Source organism: Acinetobacter pollinis (assembly GCF_015627175.1).
Taxonomy (GTDB): Bacteria; Pseudomonadota; Gammaproteobacteria; order Pseudomonadales; family Moraxellaceae; genus Acinetobacter; species Acinetobacter pollinis.
In genome coordinates this window covers 1-15,403 of sequence record NZ_VTDQ01000025.1, presented here as the reverse complement: position 1 = coordinate 15,403, position 15,403 = coordinate 1, and the positions used below count along the sequence as shown (strand labels likewise).

Sequence of the window (15,403 nt, the reverse complement as noted above, 5' to 3'; positions counted from 1 at the left end):
ATTAATCAGGTAATATAGTTTAGTCATCTTTCATGACTTTAACGCATCTTAAGTACTTCTGATTTGCAAACTCATTAACAGCATTTTTCTTCGCTTCCTCTGTTTCCCATCTCGGCTCAGCATATGCACTATAGACAATATTTCTATAGTAATCTTTTAACGAATCTCTAATATTGGGAAAGTCATTAATAAAGTGAATATCATTAGAAATACTCCCATCTGTTTGACGCGATTCCATAATTGTACGGGCAAAGTCTGCCATGCCACTACAAAATTTATCAATACGTTCCTCGTCTACTTTTGTTCCAGCGAAAGCACTACTAACCGTAAGAAAAATTAAACACCCTAAAATTATTTTTTTCATATTCACTCCTAATTATTAAAGCAAATATAAGGCATTTTAAAGCTGAAGACTACTATTTAGTAGTCCTCGCATCTTTCAAAAACTTATCATCTAAAGCAAAAATACTTTCTACAAATACCACCGTTTCAATATCACAGCCGTACACTTCAAAGTACGCCTGAATATCTTGTAGTGATAGATCAAGTGGTATCGCTTCGATATAACGACGTGAGCGAGAAATAATGTTAAACGCACCTAAAATATAAGATGCGGTAAAACTTGGTTTGATTGGCTCAGGCGCTTTAAGCCCCAAAGCCTCACGTTGTTTTCTTTGGTGCTCAGTCGTTATTCCGTACTTTCTTTGCTCGTAGAGTCTGAGGACTTTCCCACCTCTTCGGCCAGTGTAGTTGTACGATCCTTTTCAAGCTCAAATGCTTTATTGATAACAAATGTCGCTATCTCTAATGACTCTTGCGTTTGTGTACATAGAATCTCAGCATTTTTAGCACTATACTCAAATGGTTTGTTCGGCTCTGCATCAATACCAGTCCAGCCAAGTAATAGATGTGAGATTGCACGATTAAAGGCTAACTTAGAGCCTTCTGCCGTATCATCTGTAATTGCTTTGGCACCTTGCAGCTCTTGTTCAGCTTGCATGTTATTCAGTTCAAGTGCACGGTTAAATGATGGTTTATTTGAACTAGCAATGAGCAGTCGAACCCCATCTTTATACTCACACCAAACTTGTGAGAACTCAGCTTTAGGCGGTTGTTCAATCTTGATCAGCATGTATTAACCTCCTGTTTTAGCTAACGTACGTGTGATGGTTGGTGACACTTTGATGTGATTATAATTGATGCTGACGTTAATCATATCTTCTGCACCACCGTCAGGGTGATTGGCTTCTGCAACCTCAAGTTGTGGGAAGTCAAAGGCATACTTATTCCCTTTTGGATCTGCAATTTCAAAGTGCACTGGCATCGTTGCACGAGTTTTGATGTAGTCGATGTAGGTCGCTGATTGAGCCGAAAATGAGTACGACGTATTCAATGTAATATCGACCATCTTTTCTAAATACGTTTGAGCAGATAGCTTTTGACTACCGATACAGCGAATTGCTTCAAGGTTATTATTAACGGTCAATTCAGCCGATTGTAGACAAGCTGTACCCACAACACTTTGACCATTTACAGTCAATGCACCTACATTTAAAGCCGATACAATGACAGAATCAGCAACAGGTTGAGGGTTGGTGACTGGATTTGCTGACGCGCGTTCAAAGTCAGTACCCATCAAGTTGAACTTTGTTGAAATCTTACCTGTGGTCTGAATACTAATTGTTGCTTGGTTGAAGCGTACACCACGGTAAATAAAGACCTGACCAATATCATCAAAGACTTTGACGAAGGTAAATGTTTTACGTGTGTTACCACCGAAATTGAGTACGTCACTGTTCCAATCATTCATTGCCACTGCTGACAAGAACTCATCGAATAGACCCACGGATAATTCGACTTCTAACGTACCTGTAATTTCTGATTCAGTGGCCATACCGCCTTGACGGAATCGTGTATCGACAACACTGTCAGATTTTGCAGTGGTGACATTCTCGGTCAGACCATCATTAACACGACGTACGGTTTTCCAAACTGGTGTGCTTGGGGTTGTGCCTGGTGTATCTTCGGCACAGTAGTAGAGTTTAATACGAGCACCTGAGCTCATGGCATTCTCCAAGATTTAGACGTAAAAAAACCGCTAGATGCGGCAATAAAAGTTTTGTAGCGTATCAAGTTATTTTCTTACATTTACTGCTATGCTATTTGAGGCAAATACAAGGAAAATAAAATGGGATTTAGGTACAGAAAATCATTAAAAATAGCTCCAGGACTAAAGGTAAATATTGGGAAAAATGGTTTTACAAGCGTATCGATTGGAAAGAAAGGCGCTTCAGTAAATATTAATAAGAAAGGAACTCGCTCAACAATTGGCATACCTGGAAGCGGATTGTCTTACAGCTCATATAAGCCTCACTCACAAAATCACAATAAGGTCGATAATCCACCTCAACGACCTAGCCTCTTAAAAATACTATTCACACTAGTATTTATTTTCTTTATGGGCTTGATTGTAATTGGGCTATTTTCAAATAAGAGTGATACTTCTATAAATAAAAATATCAATACACAAACATCTAATGACCAAGGTATTGCTAATAGCCAAAATCCAAATGATACTTTAAGTATTAAAACCTCTATACATCAAAAAACAGATTAAATATCTATTAGTTAATACGATAAGGCACCCGAATATATCGCAGGATGAAATCTGTATTTTCATCCTGCACGACTTCGCCATTTAAACTTTCGAGCTTTTCTACTTGGTAATACTCCAAATGACTTAGCCAAGCATCAACCAGACTATTCAATGCATTTAACCCTGTATTTGGTCGTGCATAGCATGTAATTTGAATAATTGATGTTCTGCGCGTCTGTGGACCATCTGCAATACCACTAATTAGCGATTGGCTTGCAAGAATATCAACTGAACACCACAAACCACTTGTTGGTACCGTAAATGGCTGTTTGCTCTGTGGGTATAGGATACGGCTTTGATCTATACCAGTGAATTGACTCACACGCTCAAGTAAAGCGGTATGAGCCTGTGTGAGTGTCATCATTTATATTTCTCTTGTATAAGCTGAAACGTTAAGCCATATAAGCCTTTAGGCGCTTGCTTTGAATAACCGTTAATTGTTTTAGGGGTTTCAGGTTTTTCACTGAAACCACCATATTCAATCTTCATGGCTTGTGGTGCATTGGTTTGAATGTATACCGTGGTAAATGGTACAAGACCGTTAAGTTTAGAAATCCCTTTCGAGATGGTTGATTGTCCAGTCTTATCGGCATTGTTAGGGTTATAGTTGTAATCAGGTTGTCCAATACTCAGATTATGAGAGCCACGAAATACGCCCTTATCTACAGGCGATTGGTACACGATTCCTGTCAAAGCAGTCAAGGCAATAGCTCGTTGTCTTTCAGTGAGGTCAGATTCAACCATCTTTGAAAAGTCACTTGGATTTACTGTCCAGCCCATAATCACACCTTCCTCAACTGAACTTTCCAAATACTGTCCGTTGGGTCAGCACCAATATTGATAATCTTAAAATTACCCTTACTGGTTACCCAAACATCATCAATTTCAGGTGTTGCAGTCACTTCATTTTGTAGCAGTGTGGCTTTTGCATCATCTGCTTGATAATCGCTCGGCTTTACTAGGTCTTTTTGATACGAGCCAAACAATACCCCACGACCTTGATACGTTACGGTTTGCTCACCTTCGTACTGCTCAGTGACAGGATTGTATTTGCCTGAGTAAGTGACTTTGGAACAGGCGAAAGTATCCACTGCATCTGACAGCTTGGTATTAAATGCCTTACCTAGCCGACTTTGAACCTTATCTCGAATGCCCATATCAATCACCGAAATATATTAAATGCGAGTGGATTTGATCTATAGCTAGAAAGTAGCGCAAGGGCTAACTGTAAATCGTCAGGCAATAAGCTTTCGTTTTCTGTATTGATGCTAGCGTATGTTTCCGCTGTTTCAACACCATCTGCTTTCACCATACTTGATAGCACAACACCTGAATTTTCTTTTTGTGCAAATAGTTGGCCACTACTTGCTACCGATGCAATGTAAGCCCCTGCATTAATCATATCTTGAGGAATATTTGTTGGATCAAAGTTCATAAGACGCAAACTTGTCATGTATGCATTAGCTTTCAGGACTGCCTTGTTTTTTGTTGCTTGGTCGCTTGCCCAACTGCTCCCGAGAACTTCGTCCACTTGGTCGCTTGTGATGAAGGTCGTCATTATTCTCTAACCCTGCCTGTGCTTTATTGGATAAAACAGGCTCAATGCGAACCTGTTCTTTAATTACATTATTTCTCATGCTGAAGGCTTCGTTTGTGCTGCTTGAAGTGCAGCAACTTGCGCTTTGAGTGTATCGATCTGTGCCTGTAAATCAGCCGTAGAATGAGGTAGACCCTTAGCCATGATATTTACTCCCATAAAAAAGCCCCACATCATGTGAGGCATAAAGATTTAAGCAACTTTGGTTTCTAAAAACGCCAATGGAACAAGCTTGCGCTCGTATTTACGTTGCCAGTTCGCAGCAAGTGCTAAGTCAGATAACGATGCAGATTTTTTGCCATTATCAGATGCACCATTACCACTGATCGTATTTGAAGTGAATGAGTAACCAAGCGGATGAATTAACACTGTTTTACGCGTCCAAAGTTTCTCAATACCACCACCATTACCTGCTGATGCGTCACGTTGATATTCCAATGGATTCTCTGGAGAGCCATCACCATAACCAATTGAGCCACTACCAAAGAGTACGCTTGTAAATACACGATCTGCACCCTGACCTGTCACAGTCATTCCATCATCAACAATGATTCGTGAACCTTGGTAAGTTGCAAAAAGTGTGTTGTTGTCATTGTCACGAATAAAGTCGATTAGACCTTCTTTACGCATTTGACCATATACGTAAGAATGCACACCGATACCAGCAAGCGTGCCTGTACCCAATGCATCACCTAGTGTTTGTGTCGCATCAATAAATGCACCAGCATCAAAACCTTTTGGCGCAGTGATAATCATATCGCTAGCACCATTTAACACATTTTCAGCTTTAATACCGAGTGTGGTTGCAATGAGACGCTTTGAAATCTGACGCTGCCAATAATCGTCTAAACGTGAAGCGATAGACTGTAGAGGGTTTTTCGAAGTAAGCTCGACTGTTAAATCTGCTTGTCCAAAACCATCGTTAAGATAAGCAACACGGCAAAACATTTCATCTGTTTGCACGGCTTTTGTTTGTGCAATGTCAGTTGCTACATCATTTGAGTAGTTTGGTTCTTGGCTTGCATCAATTGGCTTCCAATATGGGATTTCTGCAATTGATGATGGGCCTGATGCAATTTCTTGTGCATAAGGTGTTGCTGTTAAGATACCTGATTGGAAAAATGCTGTTTTCTCAACTGGATCTTCTGTTAAATACGATGCAAGAACAGGAAGTTTACCTGTGATGATCGAGTTGATTGTATTAATTGCCATGGATTAAGCACCTTTTACTAATTGATTGAATTTTTCAGGGTTTTGTTTGTAAAGCTGAAGTCGCTCTTCGTCGTTCATTTCTTTGAATGGTTTATTTGTTGCGCCATTTGAACCTGTCGCACCACCGCCTGTAGCAAGACTTCCACGCACCAATGAGGCATAGCGAGGATTGCTTTTAAACTCATCGGCAAGCTGATCTTCTGAACTAATGGTTAATGTCCCTGCATCATCAGTAACACGCACCACACCCTCGGAAACTTTGAGGCGTTTTGAGATAAATTCAGAAATGATTTCAGCGTTAGGTCCATCAGCAATTTTTCCTGCAATACGATTGGCTGTCGCTTGAATCTCTCGCTGTTCATTTTTTTGAATCAATGCTTGGTATTTAGATTCTTGCTCTTGAAGCTTTTGCTCATAAGATTTGGAAAGCTGCTCAAAATCACCCTGTTTTTTTGCGCGTTCTTCCGCTTCTTTTCGTGCCTGTTCTTCTGCAATACGACGCTTTTCTGCTTCAGCTTTCTTTTCATCAAGTAACTTTTGATGACTTGCTTTAAGCCCTGCAACATCTTCTTGCTGTGGTAGACCATCTACCTTCAGAACATATTCTTCACCGCTTTGTTCGTAGAGTTTTTTAAACTCCTCAGAAAGTCCAGCAAATTCTTCAGCATTGATTTTGTATTTCATGATTTACTCCAAGTAAATTTGTGCCCGACCATCAGGCATAAAAAAACCACCTCGAAAGGTGGCGTATTTCTTTGTTTAAATTAGTTGGCAAGCCCTGCACGTTTAAATGCTTGAGGCTCTTTTTGTTTAAGCTCATCGAGTGTCAGCGTATTACCGTCACTATCAATAAACTTATCCAGTGTCAGATTCCCATCTTTGAATAACTTTGCACGTGTAGGCCCTAATACATCTTTCTGAAATGATGACGGCTGTTTTGCTAGCCAATCTTGATATGAAGTCTTTGCGCTGACTTGCTGTGTTCCATCTGCTCCAACCGCAGGGCGTTTAAAATCAACATCAACTGCATACTGTTTTTTAATCACAGGAACCAATGTCGATCTACAACGATAATGTGCTGGTGGTTTGATAGTTGAATCTAAGGGCAATATTTCCTGATCTCTTGCTTGGCATATCGCTGAGGTTCGACTGTCGAGTGTAGATACCCAGCGCCAACCATCTAAAATATCGCTATTGGCTTTGAACGTGTCTAATCGTGCTTCAGTCGCTACATGATTGGTGAGTGTTAATGCGACTGACTGTAGCTGTTGCTTATATTTCGTAACACCATCATCAATACGTTTGGCAATATCATTGATATTCTCATCATTTGCACTGCCTAAATGTATTTCAGAAATAATATCGGCTGACTGCTTAATCCCTAAAGATTGCAATGCACCTGTGATATTAATGCTTTGTGTTCCTTGGCCAACCTCAAGCTTGAGTGGTCTTGTCGCAATATCATCTACATTCGCTGATTGAACACCAACATCAGGTTTTGTTTCCTGGTTAAGTAGCTTTTCATTAAAAGATGCCTCGTAATTCGCAAAACTTGAAAACAAGTCAATCCCACGATCATGCATCTCTTTGTAGATTGCACTCAAATCATCTTGTAGCTGTTTTATTCTTAACTCTTGTGAGTAACCATCACCTAGGTCAAAAAGAGCTAATTTAGCCACTTTAATGGCTTTTTCGAGATATGGAACAAGGTCTTTAAACAAACCATTCCCATATCTCAGAATATAGATCTGATGGCGAGTAACCGCATCATTCACCTGTGCCATTTGATGCACCTTGATTCGTGTTTAAGCTTCCTAGCGCATCACCTTGAATCGGTGGCTCATCTTGAAGCTCAGTATCAATTTCATCATCACTCCGATCAGCATCAAGTAAATCTGCTTGTCGCAAACTTGTTCTAATGTCTGACTTTGCAATAATGCCTTTTTGCCACAACTGAATTTGCGCCAAGATATCTTGTGCAGCCATTGTTTCAGGAAAGAACTCTTGATTCAGCCAGTACGTCACATCATCTGCATTACTATTGCCTTTCATATAAAGTAGCGCATCAATAATTGCATTTTTGATTGCATCAGATACATTCCCTGCAACAGTACCTAATATCGAGTTATCACTTGAATAACGGATACGAACAGCTTCGGCTGTTTCTGCTTGCCCTGCACCCTGAACAATACGAGCACCAATCATTAACATTTGGCTTTCTTTTTGTTCCATAAGCTTTAAAGCAAGCTGTGATTCTTCTGCTTGAACAAGATTAGCCTGCCCCTGTTTACCTAGTGAATAGCCTGATGTAGATCCGACCTGGATACCATTTGGATTCCATTTCTCAAATTCATCTTGTGCTATATCAGTGGTAAAAAATAATGTTGGCTGTGATGAAATAAAACCTGATTCTTCAACTGTGGCACTGTTCCCATAGTGCAGAATATTTACTTCTGCCAAATCCTCTAAAGGTGCTTTATCAATTGTAGAGTCGTTGTCTTCAGAACCAATAAAATGAAATGGAATGTGATCAAATGACTTACCGCTATAATCGGTAGGTATAGAATCCAAAATGGTTTCACCATTACGAAACAGTCTGTGTCGATACACACCATTTTCTAGCGTTAAAGCTCGATACTGAAGCTGAGTTGTAAATGTAAACCCATCGTCTGCAACATCCGTATAGTTCTCCTGAAGCACAACAAGAACAAGACAGCTCACACCATTAATCACATCTTCACGCCAGTTAATAATGTTATCCGCGATATACAGATGCATATACGCTTTTTGCCCATCTGTTGCAGCCTTTACAGTATTGAGAATGTTCGATGTATCAATCGTTGCGTAGTCTGTAAATATCCCTGCTCGACCTGACTCTAAAACCTCACCCACGCTACGCTTTGCAAGTTGTTCTAGCTGTTGCCCATTACCACTTGCATTGTCTTGCAGATAGGATATTTCATCAGGCAAACTAACTTCTGCTGTCTTACGAAAAACTGCACCAATCAGACCGACCTTTGTACGTGCTGTGACGTTTAAGAACATTGCTCGTTTAAGCAGTGCATAGTATCTAGCTTTGTTACGATCGCTTTTATCATCAGGATTAGGCATAGGTAGATAAATTGTGCCTTGTGCTTTGATCGCTTTAGACCCTTTCACACAGTCTCTAACCAAAGTCCATGCTGCCTGAGCCTCAATATACTCAGGTCTTTGAAATTCATAATTAGCCATAATAAAAACCTAAAATGAGAATCTGACAGGCACTTGAACAATTTTTTCCTTCTTATTCATCGCCACGCCAAACATACGAAACGCATCTGCACCGTGCGAGGTATGATCATGCAATGGATTGTCTTTCCAACATCCTGCTTTATCATTCCATTCTTTGCGATAGTTCTCTAAGTGTGAAATACCTTGCTCACATTTATGCTCATCAAACTCGCAGCACTTTAAGATTTCCCTTGTTTGCTCAATGCCATCCATCACACCAATACTTTCAACGACTTCAAACTTTACTGAATACAGCTCACCATCAATCATGTAGCCCTCTTTTGCCACATCAAGGCGAGACTTTGCATCGTTCAATAAGGATCTGTTTTTAATATCGTGCGGTGCGTAATGTTTAGAATATTTATAAGGTTTGTCTTTAAGCACTTTGAAATAATGCCGTAAGCCTTCACCTGAGTTTTCGTAGTAATCAATCACCTGGTAACACGTATCTGAAAGTTTACGAATAAACCAAATAGCCATCGAGTCAGATACACCCAAATCCCAAAAGGTCATTACTGGTAAATGTGAGTTGTCAGGCAATGCGCCAATACGGCCATCTTGATAGATCGCTTTAAACTGATTCTTGTAGTACGCACCTTCAACACTCTGAGCAAAGGCTTCTGCAGGAATACTTGGGTATTCACGCTTCATATCCTCACCAAGTGTTTTTTCTTTCGAGTGATACCACGCCTTTTGACGTTCAGTGACTACAACGCCATGCTTTACTTCTAACTCACTAAAGTAAGCCTCTAGCCGTTCAGGTAATGGCTCAATAACATCAATCGCATATTGTGGATTCTTCCACCATGAGAAAAAGAAAAACCTCCAATCTAGGGGACTTAAAGCCTTTTTGAGCAAAGCCATCTTTTCAGATTCTTGGCAGTAGTTATAAAAATAACCTTGCTTACCTTCTGCTGTGCTTTCTAAAGTGATCTTTCCACCCAATGGCACCGCTTCAAATGCACCTGTAACAATCTCTTTTGCCTTTTGTGGATACTTAGCACAGATTTTCCCAAACTCAGATACATGCAAGCTATACAGCGTTCCACCACGAAATGAGGTTGATACAGTGACACTGCCACCTTTTTGAAATACAAGTTCGCTGGTATTGGCTTTAACAATTGGATTTGCTTGTTTTACATCGTCAGGAAGTCGTTCATAAGCGTATTGTGTCTTATTACGAAATAGACGCTCAGCATCAGGAAGTGAGTGTGCAATCAAAGCACAGTGTTTTCTATGAAATAGTGCAAGGTCAAGTTGCATAATGCACATTTCAGTCGTAAACCCTAACTGACGTGCTTTTAAGATAATGTTCCGATCATGCATGTTGTCGAAGTATTCGATCTGTTCAGGTGTCATCTTAAAAGTGATGCACTTGCCAGTCTTATCTTCAATCTTATAAAGATGGTTTAAGCGCCAATAACGATTTTTAAGAAGTTTCTTCTGCTTATCTGTGAGCATAGATCCTCCTACAAATCATCATCTCCTATATCATCCATTAGGTCGGCAACAGACGATACTGTAATACCACCACTGTGCTCGACTTTGTCTTTAAACATGCCTAGATGCTTGCCAAGTAAATCAGCACCTTTGAGTACATTTGTTGCATCAAATGTATAAGCAGCTTTCAACTCACCATCTTCAGCTTCTATCAGTACATGCTCACCTTTACGGTCAAGTACAGGCCGTATTTGCTGACAACGCTCAATAGTTTCTACAATTGTTCTTAATACATAATCCTGTGTTACTTCTGTTCGACCTGATCTTTGATTTTGGGCTTCTGCGATAGCTTTTGCGACCATAGGTTTTGATAGGTTTTCGCTCCCTATCTCCTGTGCTGTCTTTTCGCTATACCCTGCTCGAATCGCTGCTTGTGTTGCATTCAGGTCTATCAGATATTCATCGACAAACCTTTGCTGTTTAGGCGTGAGGTTCGCCATGATATTCTCCAGATTTTAGGTGTAAAAAACCACCCAGAGGTGGCTTATTAAAAAATAAACATCTAATCCAAATTAAAACCGACTGGATCTGATAAGTCCCAATATTCATTATTGGCAAGCTTCTCTTTTAAATGCTCTTTATTTATTTCATCAATATGCACATAAAAAAATCTTGTTTCGCCTTCTTTGCTTAGCATCATTAAATTATATCGCTCTAGGTTGTCTTCAACTTTACGCATACCCATATGTATTGCTCTTGGGAAGCTTGAATTATTTGTAACCTTTTTATCAAAAGCAACCCAATCTAAAGGATTTGAGCGAAGCTCATCTTGTACATTAACCACCTTTCCTTCGTATGGGCCACCAAGCCAACCTATTCTCATATTTTTATAATCTCTTGCTTGAATGAGCTTTGATAATGAACCTAACTAGACTAACTTTCAACCGCCCACTTCAAATCATCAGGACACGTTAAATATAACCCCAAATTAATTAATGCAAAGTCATGTATCTTGTCGCAAAACTCTGATAGCTGTTTAGTTGTTGCCTTGTGTGTTTTTAAATGATCTTCAACAAACATTTTTACAAGATTGTTGTACTGCACCCAGTAGTGCTTCTGCTCATTCTCATCTAATTGTTCAATCACTTTTTTAAATTGAATGACTGAATCATATTGTCCTTTTGATTCTTCATTATCTCGAACTATGATTGACGCAAAGAATTTCTTTTTCATTAGAAACTTCATTTGCTCTGGTGTATCACCTGTATGTTTAGCGATTTCACCAAACCACATGTGAATTAATCTGTTTTGAGCTTTAGTACGTGTTTCTTCTTTTTGATCAACTCTCACAATTAGAGGCTTGCTATCACTCACTGCTTCACTATGGTGCTGACCTAAAAATGAGTGAACTTTCATTACATCAGTAAAGGACTTAATGACGAATGTTTGTTTTAGATCCATCGTCATTTCCCCACGTTTAGTTACCCGGTTACTTGTCTTCTAATTGTTGCTTCACAATCTTATAAGGTACGCCACGAAATAGGATAGTTTTTCCATTTTCAGCAGACTCTCTAAAATCTGCATAGCAATACGTAAAACCCACAAAGAACGCTATAGCAAGTAAAAATAAAACACCTAATACTTCTAACATCAGAACACCTCACTCTCATCTAGACTAAGCATTCGATTCGTCTTAGCCAACATCTGTTCAAACCACAACTTCGACTCATCACGCTTCATACTTGAGTACGTGTCGAATTCATAATGGCACTTATGGCAAAGCGGTATCGTGTATTCATCACTGGCCTTAATACCTCGACCTTTCCCATGCTCAGTAAAATTGCTATGTGCTGCTTGAGAGTAAGGACTACCACACTTCACACAAGGCAATGATCTGACCGCGTTTAAACGTTGATTACTTCGCATAGTTGCTCATCCTTGAGCTATTGGATTAAAGAAACTTAATCGCAAGTGTTAAGAGTTCAGACTTAGCATCAGGGCCTAGCAGATCAACACCATGCTGAGTGAAGTTGTAAGCTGCTTCTAAATCTTCAACACCTTTTTTAATTACGCCTTCCGCTTCTGTTGCGATAGTTGTAATTGTGCTTTCTGCAGATTGTTCTGCTACTGGTTGTGCTGTTTGTGGTTGTTGCTCTAAATCAGTCATGATGACTTCCTTTTTTTGGGGTTTAAAAAACTGTATGAAGAATGCGAATATGCTGAATATCTTAGTGAGCATTGATCTGTTCTCTAATGTTCGCTATGCACTTCTTGAAATAGGTAATCTTCTTGTCTGTATGAATTAAATCGTCATAGCTCATTAATTCACGAGATAAGCTTTGGTATTTGTTGAGCTCTACTTGGTATTTTTTTAAGTGCTTACGTGCTTCTATGATGTTCATAAGCACTCCTTTACTATTGAGTGAGACAGATTGTTAGTGACAATAAAAAACCACATTGCCAAAACTGAAAATGTGGTTCTTAAATTCAAATTATCTTTAAAAAGCGCTTTCTATTTCTTCACAAAATTTTTTAATTGCTTGTCTAGGCTTAGTATAAATGACTTTGCTTTTGTCTTCTTCATAGCCAAAATCCAAATGTTTTATTCTCTTATGCAATCTAGTTTTCTCTAATGTTAAAGTTAGTTGTTTATTTAGAGGGTTTTCATCATGAATATCAAGCAAGGGACTAATCTGTTGTACATAATATTTATAGTCCTTAAAAATGTTTGTCATAGATACTGATTTTTCGTAAACATTTTGCGTACCATCTTTTTCTATTAAAAAATAACTTAATAATATTTCATAATAGATATCATCATATAAGGAATTATAATTTAAGATTTCTTTGCCAAGTTTATCCATTACTTGACTTGTAAACTTTATACGTTCTTGATGATCACCTTTCTCGCCAATACTTTCATAAAGTCTATGTATTTTTTGGATTGAACGCTCATATTTAATATAAGTATGAAATACCTTTTCAGCCCTTTCTTTGCACTTTTTTATTTTTTCATTTTTTTCAGCAGTCTGATTCTTTTGGCCTTCTTGCCATTTCCAAACATATATACCAAAGATTAATGTCATGGGAGTTGTTAATGGTGCAATAAAACCGCTGAAATTATTTATCAACAAGACCATAATGATTACTATATAGGCTATATAACCCATAATCACTATACCTAACGAACATTTTAATTGAATCCAATCAGTTATCTTTTCCATCTATTTTTATTGATAAAAATGCATTATCTCAATTATACATTAATTAAAAAACCGCACTACCAAAATTGATAGTACGGTTAGGTTAGCCTTAGCATTCGACATATTAGCTCGGCCAACTGCTAATACACCGCTACTCACAATCACACAAACCTAACATGCACGGTCTGCTTTACTTGCTTTCAATCCTTTAAGGTCGGGCATACCAATAGCCCTAGTTCAGAGTTTTACTCGATGGCATGTTCTGCAGGTGGTCAATCTACAGGCAATAAAAAAGCCCACATAAAGTGAGCCTATTTGTTCTCCGCCCACTGCTAACTCACAGTGCAACCTTTTCAGGCGCTTGGATATCCAAGCCAAAACGAAGTAGATGATCGCAACCTAATCAAACCACTAAGTATAATTAATAATACGACCATCTTGGTGGAAATTATAATACGATATTTAAATTATTGGAATAACTTCAACGTACTCATTCATAAAACACGCGCATAAAAAAAGGCTAGCCACATGATCGATCTAGCCTATAAACTCGCTCGCCTAAAATGAGTAAAAGACGAGTATTTTGGGAATGACTACCTAAAGCCTTAGTGAATTACTATAACTTCGTTCACTATAGCACAAATATAGCAGTTGCCTTGCGCAAGGTCAACTACTGAATGGGATAAATGGATGACGAACATGTAAAGCGGCCAAACCACACTTAACATCTTGTCTAGCATCATTTACAGTTTTATCGACTGCAATTTCTGACCAAGAATTCCCATAAAAATAACGATCAATCACAGCATCTAGCCACTCATCTAATATTTCAGACTTACCTTGCATGTCTAAAATTAAGTGTTGTACTGCTCTTGCTTCATCGTCAGTAATATTGCATTCAAACTTGTTTCTTCTCGGTTTAGGAATATCCAGATCACTAACCATATAGTCAGCAATAACCTGTCTTTGTTTCCTAACACCTAATTTAAACTTCTTACGTTTCACAACAGCTTGATCCATAGCTACAGCAATCGGATTAATGCTATTACCGCAAGTACCTGAAGTTGAATACTGCCATGCTCCAAACTGATATAACCACTCTTCAAGGCTATACTTAGACCAGTCTACCGCTTGCATAATATGTTGTTGCTTGATTGCTGCACCCATGTTTTCTAACACCTTAAATACCCTGAATCATTTCTTTTATATCTTGTAGTAACTGCCCCGATCTAACTTGGTCTGTTGTGCCCTTAATCACAAAATAGCCAAGCTTCGCAGCAGCGTTATATTTCTCACAGTCCTTAGCAAATCCCGATCCTCTGCTATGCCTTCCATTACTCCAAGTACCGCCCTCAACTTCAACTAGCACTGGATAACCTGTAATACGAAAATCAGCTCGCCATCTACGTTGTGGATGGAACTTAAACTCTAGGTCATATTCAATCTTTTCTAAGTCGAGTTGTGCTGCTAAAACACGTTCACCGAATGAACCTGACTTAGCTGTATTGGTTGTTCTAGGACGTTTTAGGTCATGTTTATTCATGGCAACCGCTTCCCTTCTTTGATTTCTTCTGGGGTGGCAAGTCTAATTGAACTTTCATGCACTCTTCTCCGACTCAGTCCATCCAAAATAACAACTTCATCGTTGAGCATTCCGTATGCCGTGCGACCAAAGATGCAGTAAGTTTTTCCATAGAACTCGGGTAGCCCTGACTCTTTAAAACAAACCCAATCACCTACCTCATATTCACTCATAGAAAAATCTTCCTTGTTGGAGTCCAGCCACACCAACCACAAGCCCAACCACCTTTTTGTTGACCGCATAGTGGACACATTATTGAAAGCTCTCCACATCAGCGATGGCTTGCTTTAGTTGATCTCTAAATTTTTCTTGAGTAACCCCATAAAGAGCCATGTCTTTTAAACATTCAATTCCACCCATTTTTTCAACCAACTCATGCGACTCAATCAGACGTTTTAGGTCATCAATATATTCTTGATGATTATTATTTACCTGAATTTCTT

The 15,403-nt window shown here is 39.0% G+C and carries 24 protein-coding genes and 2 pseudogenes; 1 reads left to right on the top strand and 25 read right to left on the bottom strand.

Features of this window, described 5'->3' with window-relative positions:
- Positions 1 to 19: 19 nt before the first annotated feature.
- From I2F23_RS09745 to I2F23_RS09730, 4 genes are read right to left on the bottom strand one after another with little or no spacing between them, the layout of a single operon-like run.
- Positions 20 to 364, bottom strand: a complete 345-nt coding sequence (locus tag I2F23_RS09745; protein ID WP_195772411.1) for a hypothetical protein — start codon at positions 362 to 364, stop codon at positions 20 to 22.
- A 52-nt stretch (positions 365 to 416) separates the two neighbouring features.
- Entirely contained in the window at positions 417 to 656 is a 240-nt protein-coding gene (locus tag I2F23_RS09740; RefSeq protein ID WP_195772410.1) for a hypothetical protein, read from the bottom strand.
- A 32-nt stretch (positions 657 to 688) separates the two neighbouring features.
- Entirely contained in the window at positions 689 to 1,132 is a 444-nt protein-coding gene (locus I2F23_RS09735; protein WP_195772409.1) for a hypothetical protein, read from the bottom strand.
- Positions 1,133 to 1,135: 3 nt separating this feature from the next.
- Positions 1,136 to 2,065, bottom strand: coding sequence for a phage tail tube protein (locus I2F23_RS09730; protein ID WP_195772408.1), 930 nt, complete (start codon positions 2,063 to 2,065; stop codon positions 1,136 to 1,138).
- Positions 2,066 to 2,188: 123 nt separating this feature from the next.
- Here I2F23_RS09730 and I2F23_RS14085 point away from each other — a divergent pair.
- A pseudogene (locus tag I2F23_RS14085) lies at positions 2,189 to 2,366 on the top strand (DUF4236 domain-containing protein); the annotation flags it as partial.
- Positions 2,367 to 2,624: 258 nt separating this feature from the next.
- Here the strand turns inward: I2F23_RS14085 and I2F23_RS09720 are convergent.
- From I2F23_RS09720 to I2F23_RS09620, 21 genes and pseudogenes are all read right to left on the bottom strand, one after another.
- Positions 2,625 to 3,020: a hypothetical protein gene (locus I2F23_RS09720; RefSeq protein WP_195772406.1), complete on the bottom strand. Its 396-nt coding sequence runs from the start codon at positions 3,018 to 3,020 to the stop codon at positions 2,625 to 2,627.
- Positions 3,017 to 3,436 (bottom strand): hypothetical protein, encoded by a 420-nt coding sequence (locus tag I2F23_RS09715; RefSeq protein WP_195772405.1) that lies wholly within the window; start codon positions 3,434 to 3,436, stop codon positions 3,017 to 3,019. Before I2F23_RS09715 ends, I2F23_RS09720 begins: the two co-directional genes overlap by 4 nt.
- A 2-nt stretch (positions 3,437 to 3,438) precedes the next feature.
- Complete coding sequence (locus tag I2F23_RS09710; RefSeq protein WP_195772404.1) at positions 3,439 to 3,813, bottom strand: glutamate 5-kinase; 375 nt, start codon at positions 3,811 to 3,813, stop codon at positions 3,439 to 3,441.
- Positions 3,814 to 3,818: 5 nt separating this feature from the next.
- Positions 3,819 to 4,214: a protein singed gene (locus I2F23_RS09705; protein ID WP_195772403.1), complete on the bottom strand. Its 396-nt coding sequence runs from the start codon at positions 4,212 to 4,214 to the stop codon at positions 3,819 to 3,821.
- A 231-nt stretch (positions 4,215 to 4,445) separates the two neighbouring features.
- Positions 4,446 to 5,465 carry a hypothetical protein gene (locus I2F23_RS09700; protein WP_195772402.1) on the bottom strand — a complete coding sequence of 340 codons (1,020 nt, stop codon included), beginning with the start codon at positions 5,463 to 5,465 and terminating at the stop codon, positions 4,446 to 4,448.
- A gap of 3 nt (positions 5,466 to 5,468) precedes the next feature.
- Positions 5,469 to 6,149: a hypothetical protein gene (locus I2F23_RS09695; RefSeq protein ID WP_195772401.1), complete on the bottom strand. Its 681-nt coding sequence runs from the start codon at positions 6,147 to 6,149 to the stop codon at positions 5,469 to 5,471.
- Positions 6,150 to 6,229: 80 nt separating this feature from the next.
- Entirely contained in the window at positions 6,230 to 7,249 is a 1,020-nt protein-coding gene (locus I2F23_RS09690) for a minor capsid protein (protein ID WP_195772400.1), read from the bottom strand.
- Entirely contained in the window at positions 7,233 to 8,696 is a 1,464-nt protein-coding gene (locus tag I2F23_RS09685) for a DUF4055 domain-containing protein (RefSeq protein WP_195772399.1), read from the bottom strand. Before I2F23_RS09685 ends, I2F23_RS09690 begins: the two co-directional genes overlap by 17 nt.
- A 9-nt stretch (positions 8,697 to 8,705) precedes the next feature.
- A complete protein-coding gene (locus I2F23_RS09680; protein WP_195772398.1) occupies positions 8,706 to 10,196 on the bottom strand; it encodes a terminase in 1,491 nt (496 codons plus the stop codon).
- Positions 10,197 to 10,204: 8 nt separating this feature from the next.
- Complete coding sequence (locus I2F23_RS09675) at positions 10,205 to 10,675, bottom strand: terminase small subunit (protein ID WP_195772397.1); 471 nt, start codon at positions 10,673 to 10,675, stop codon at positions 10,205 to 10,207.
- Positions 10,676 to 10,737: 62 nt separating this feature from the next.
- Positions 10,738 to 11,058: a hypothetical protein gene (locus I2F23_RS09670; RefSeq protein ID WP_195772396.1), complete on the bottom strand. Its 321-nt coding sequence runs from the start codon at positions 11,056 to 11,058 to the stop codon at positions 10,738 to 10,740.
- 50 nt (positions 11,059 to 11,108) lie between these two features.
- Positions 11,109 to 11,636 (bottom strand): hypothetical protein, encoded by a 528-nt coding sequence (locus I2F23_RS09665; RefSeq protein ID WP_195772395.1) that lies wholly within the window; start codon positions 11,634 to 11,636, stop codon positions 11,109 to 11,111.
- A 28-nt stretch (positions 11,637 to 11,664) separates the two neighbouring features.
- Positions 11,665 to 11,826 carry a hypothetical protein gene (locus I2F23_RS09660; protein WP_195772394.1) on the bottom strand — a complete coding sequence of 54 codons (162 nt, stop codon included), beginning with the start codon at positions 11,824 to 11,826 and terminating at the stop codon, positions 11,665 to 11,667.
- Positions 11,826 to 12,101 carry a DUF968 domain-containing protein gene (locus I2F23_RS09655; RefSeq protein ID WP_195772393.1) on the bottom strand — a complete coding sequence of 92 codons (276 nt, stop codon included), beginning with the start codon at positions 12,099 to 12,101 and terminating at the stop codon, positions 11,826 to 11,828. Before I2F23_RS09655 ends, I2F23_RS09660 begins: the two co-directional genes overlap by 1 nt.
- Before the next feature lie 25 nt (positions 12,102 to 12,126).
- Positions 12,127 to 12,342: a hypothetical protein gene (locus I2F23_RS09650; protein WP_195772392.1), complete on the bottom strand. Its 216-nt coding sequence runs from the start codon at positions 12,340 to 12,342 to the stop codon at positions 12,127 to 12,129.
- A 61-nt stretch (positions 12,343 to 12,403) separates the two neighbouring features.
- Positions 12,404 to 12,577, bottom strand: a complete 174-nt coding sequence (locus I2F23_RS09645; protein WP_195772391.1) for a hypothetical protein — start codon at positions 12,575 to 12,577, stop codon at positions 12,404 to 12,406.
- A gap of 96 nt (positions 12,578 to 12,673) precedes the next feature.
- Positions 12,674 to 13,345, bottom strand: coding sequence for a hypothetical protein (locus tag I2F23_RS09640; protein WP_195772390.1), 672 nt, complete (start codon positions 13,343 to 13,345; stop codon positions 12,674 to 12,676).
- 699 nt (positions 13,346 to 14,044) lie between these two features.
- Positions 14,045 to 14,545 (bottom strand): hypothetical protein, encoded by a 501-nt coding sequence (locus I2F23_RS09635; RefSeq protein WP_195772389.1) that lies wholly within the window; start codon positions 14,543 to 14,545, stop codon positions 14,045 to 14,047.
- A gap of 13 nt (positions 14,546 to 14,558) precedes the next feature.
- Positions 14,559 to 14,921: a hypothetical protein gene (locus I2F23_RS09630; RefSeq protein WP_195772388.1), complete on the bottom strand. Its 363-nt coding sequence runs from the start codon at positions 14,919 to 14,921 to the stop codon at positions 14,559 to 14,561.
- On the bottom strand, positions 14,918 to 15,202 hold the full coding sequence (locus I2F23_RS09625; protein ID WP_213014700.1) for a hypothetical protein: 285 nt from the start codon (positions 15,200 to 15,202) through the stop codon (positions 14,918 to 14,920). Before I2F23_RS09625 ends, I2F23_RS09630 begins: the two co-directional genes overlap by 4 nt.
- A 10-nt stretch (positions 15,203 to 15,212) precedes the next feature.
- Positions 15,213 to 15,403: pseudogene (locus I2F23_RS09620) on the bottom strand (hypothetical protein); the annotation flags it as partial.

Excerpts from the sequence above, each read along its gene's own strand:
- I2F23_RS09655 (WP_195772393.1), bottom strand. The coding sequence starts at position 12,101 with ATGCGAAGTAATCAACGTTTAAACGCGGTCAGATCATTGCCTTGTGTG.
- I2F23_RS09665 (WP_195772395.1), bottom strand. The coding sequence starts at position 11,636 with ATGGATCTAAAACAAACATTCGTCATTAAGTCCTTTACTGATGTAATG.
- I2F23_RS09645 (WP_195772391.1), bottom strand. The coding sequence starts at position 12,577 with ATGAACATCATAGAAGCACGTAAGCACTTAAAAAAATACCAAGTAGAG.
- I2F23_RS09705 (WP_195772403.1), bottom strand. The coding sequence starts at position 4,214 with ATGACGACCTTCATCACAAGCGACCAAGTGGACGAAGTTCTCGGGAGC.
- I2F23_RS09680 (WP_195772398.1), bottom strand. The coding sequence starts at position 10,196 with ATGCTCACAGATAAGCAGAAGAAACTTCTTAAAAATCGTTATTGGCGC.
- I2F23_RS09630 (WP_195772388.1), bottom strand. The coding sequence starts at position 14,921 with ATGAATAAACATGACCTAAAACGTCCTAGAACAACCAATACAGCTAAG.
- I2F23_RS09695 (WP_195772401.1), bottom strand. The coding sequence starts at position 6,149 with ATGAAATACAAAATCAATGCTGAAGAATTTGCTGGACTTTCTGAGGAG.
- I2F23_RS09635 (WP_195772389.1), bottom strand. The coding sequence starts at position 14,545 with ATGGGTGCAGCAATCAAGCAACAACATATTATGCAAGCGGTAGACTGG.
- I2F23_RS09715 (WP_195772405.1), bottom strand. The coding sequence starts at position 3,436 with ATGGGCTGGACAGTAAATCCAAGTGACTTTTCAAAGATGGTTGAATCT.
- I2F23_RS09720 (WP_195772406.1), bottom strand. The coding sequence starts at position 3,020 with ATGATGACACTCACACAGGCTCATACCGCTTTACTTGAGCGTGTGAGT.
- I2F23_RS09745 (WP_195772411.1), bottom strand. The coding sequence starts at position 364 with ATGAAAAAAATAATTTTAGGGTGTTTAATTTTTCTTACGGTTAGTAGT.
- I2F23_RS09675 (WP_195772397.1), bottom strand. The coding sequence starts at position 10,675 with ATGGCGAACCTCACGCCTAAACAGCAAAGGTTTGTCGATGAATATCTG.
- I2F23_RS09685 (WP_195772399.1), bottom strand. The coding sequence starts at position 8,696 with ATGGCTAATTATGAATTTCAAAGACCTGAGTATATTGAGGCTCAGGCA.
- I2F23_RS09735 (WP_195772409.1), bottom strand. The coding sequence starts at position 1,132 with ATGCTGATCAAGATTGAACAACCGCCTAAAGCTGAGTTCTCACAAGTT.
- I2F23_RS09690 (WP_195772400.1), bottom strand. The coding sequence starts at position 7,249 with ATGGCACAGGTGAATGATGCGGTTACTCGCCATCAGATCTATATTCTG.
- I2F23_RS09730 (WP_195772408.1), bottom strand. The coding sequence starts at position 2,065 with ATGAGCTCAGGTGCTCGTATTAAACTCTACTACTGTGCCGAAGATACA.
- I2F23_RS09650 (WP_195772392.1), bottom strand. The coding sequence starts at position 12,342 with ATGACTGATTTAGAGCAACAACCACAAACAGCACAACCAGTAGCAGAA.
- I2F23_RS09670 (WP_195772396.1), bottom strand. The coding sequence starts at position 11,058 with ATGAGAATAGGTTGGCTTGGTGGCCCATACGAAGGAAAGGTGGTTAAT.
- I2F23_RS09625 (WP_213014700.1), bottom strand. The coding sequence starts at position 15,202 with ATGCGGTCAACAAAAAGGTGGTTGGGCTTGTGGTTGGTGTGGCTGGAC.
- I2F23_RS09640 (WP_195772390.1), bottom strand. The coding sequence starts at position 13,345 with ATGGGTTATATAGCCTATATAGTAATCATTATGGTCTTGTTGATAAAT.
- I2F23_RS09660 (WP_195772394.1), bottom strand. The coding sequence starts at position 11,826 with ATGTTAGAAGTATTAGGTGTTTTATTTTTACTTGCTATAGCGTTCTTT.
- I2F23_RS09710 (WP_195772404.1), bottom strand. The coding sequence starts at position 3,813 with ATGGGCATTCGAGATAAGGTTCAAAGTCGGCTAGGTAAGGCATTTAAT.
- I2F23_RS09700 (WP_195772402.1), bottom strand. The coding sequence starts at position 5,465 with ATGGCAATTAATACAATCAACTCGATCATCACAGGTAAACTTCCTGTT.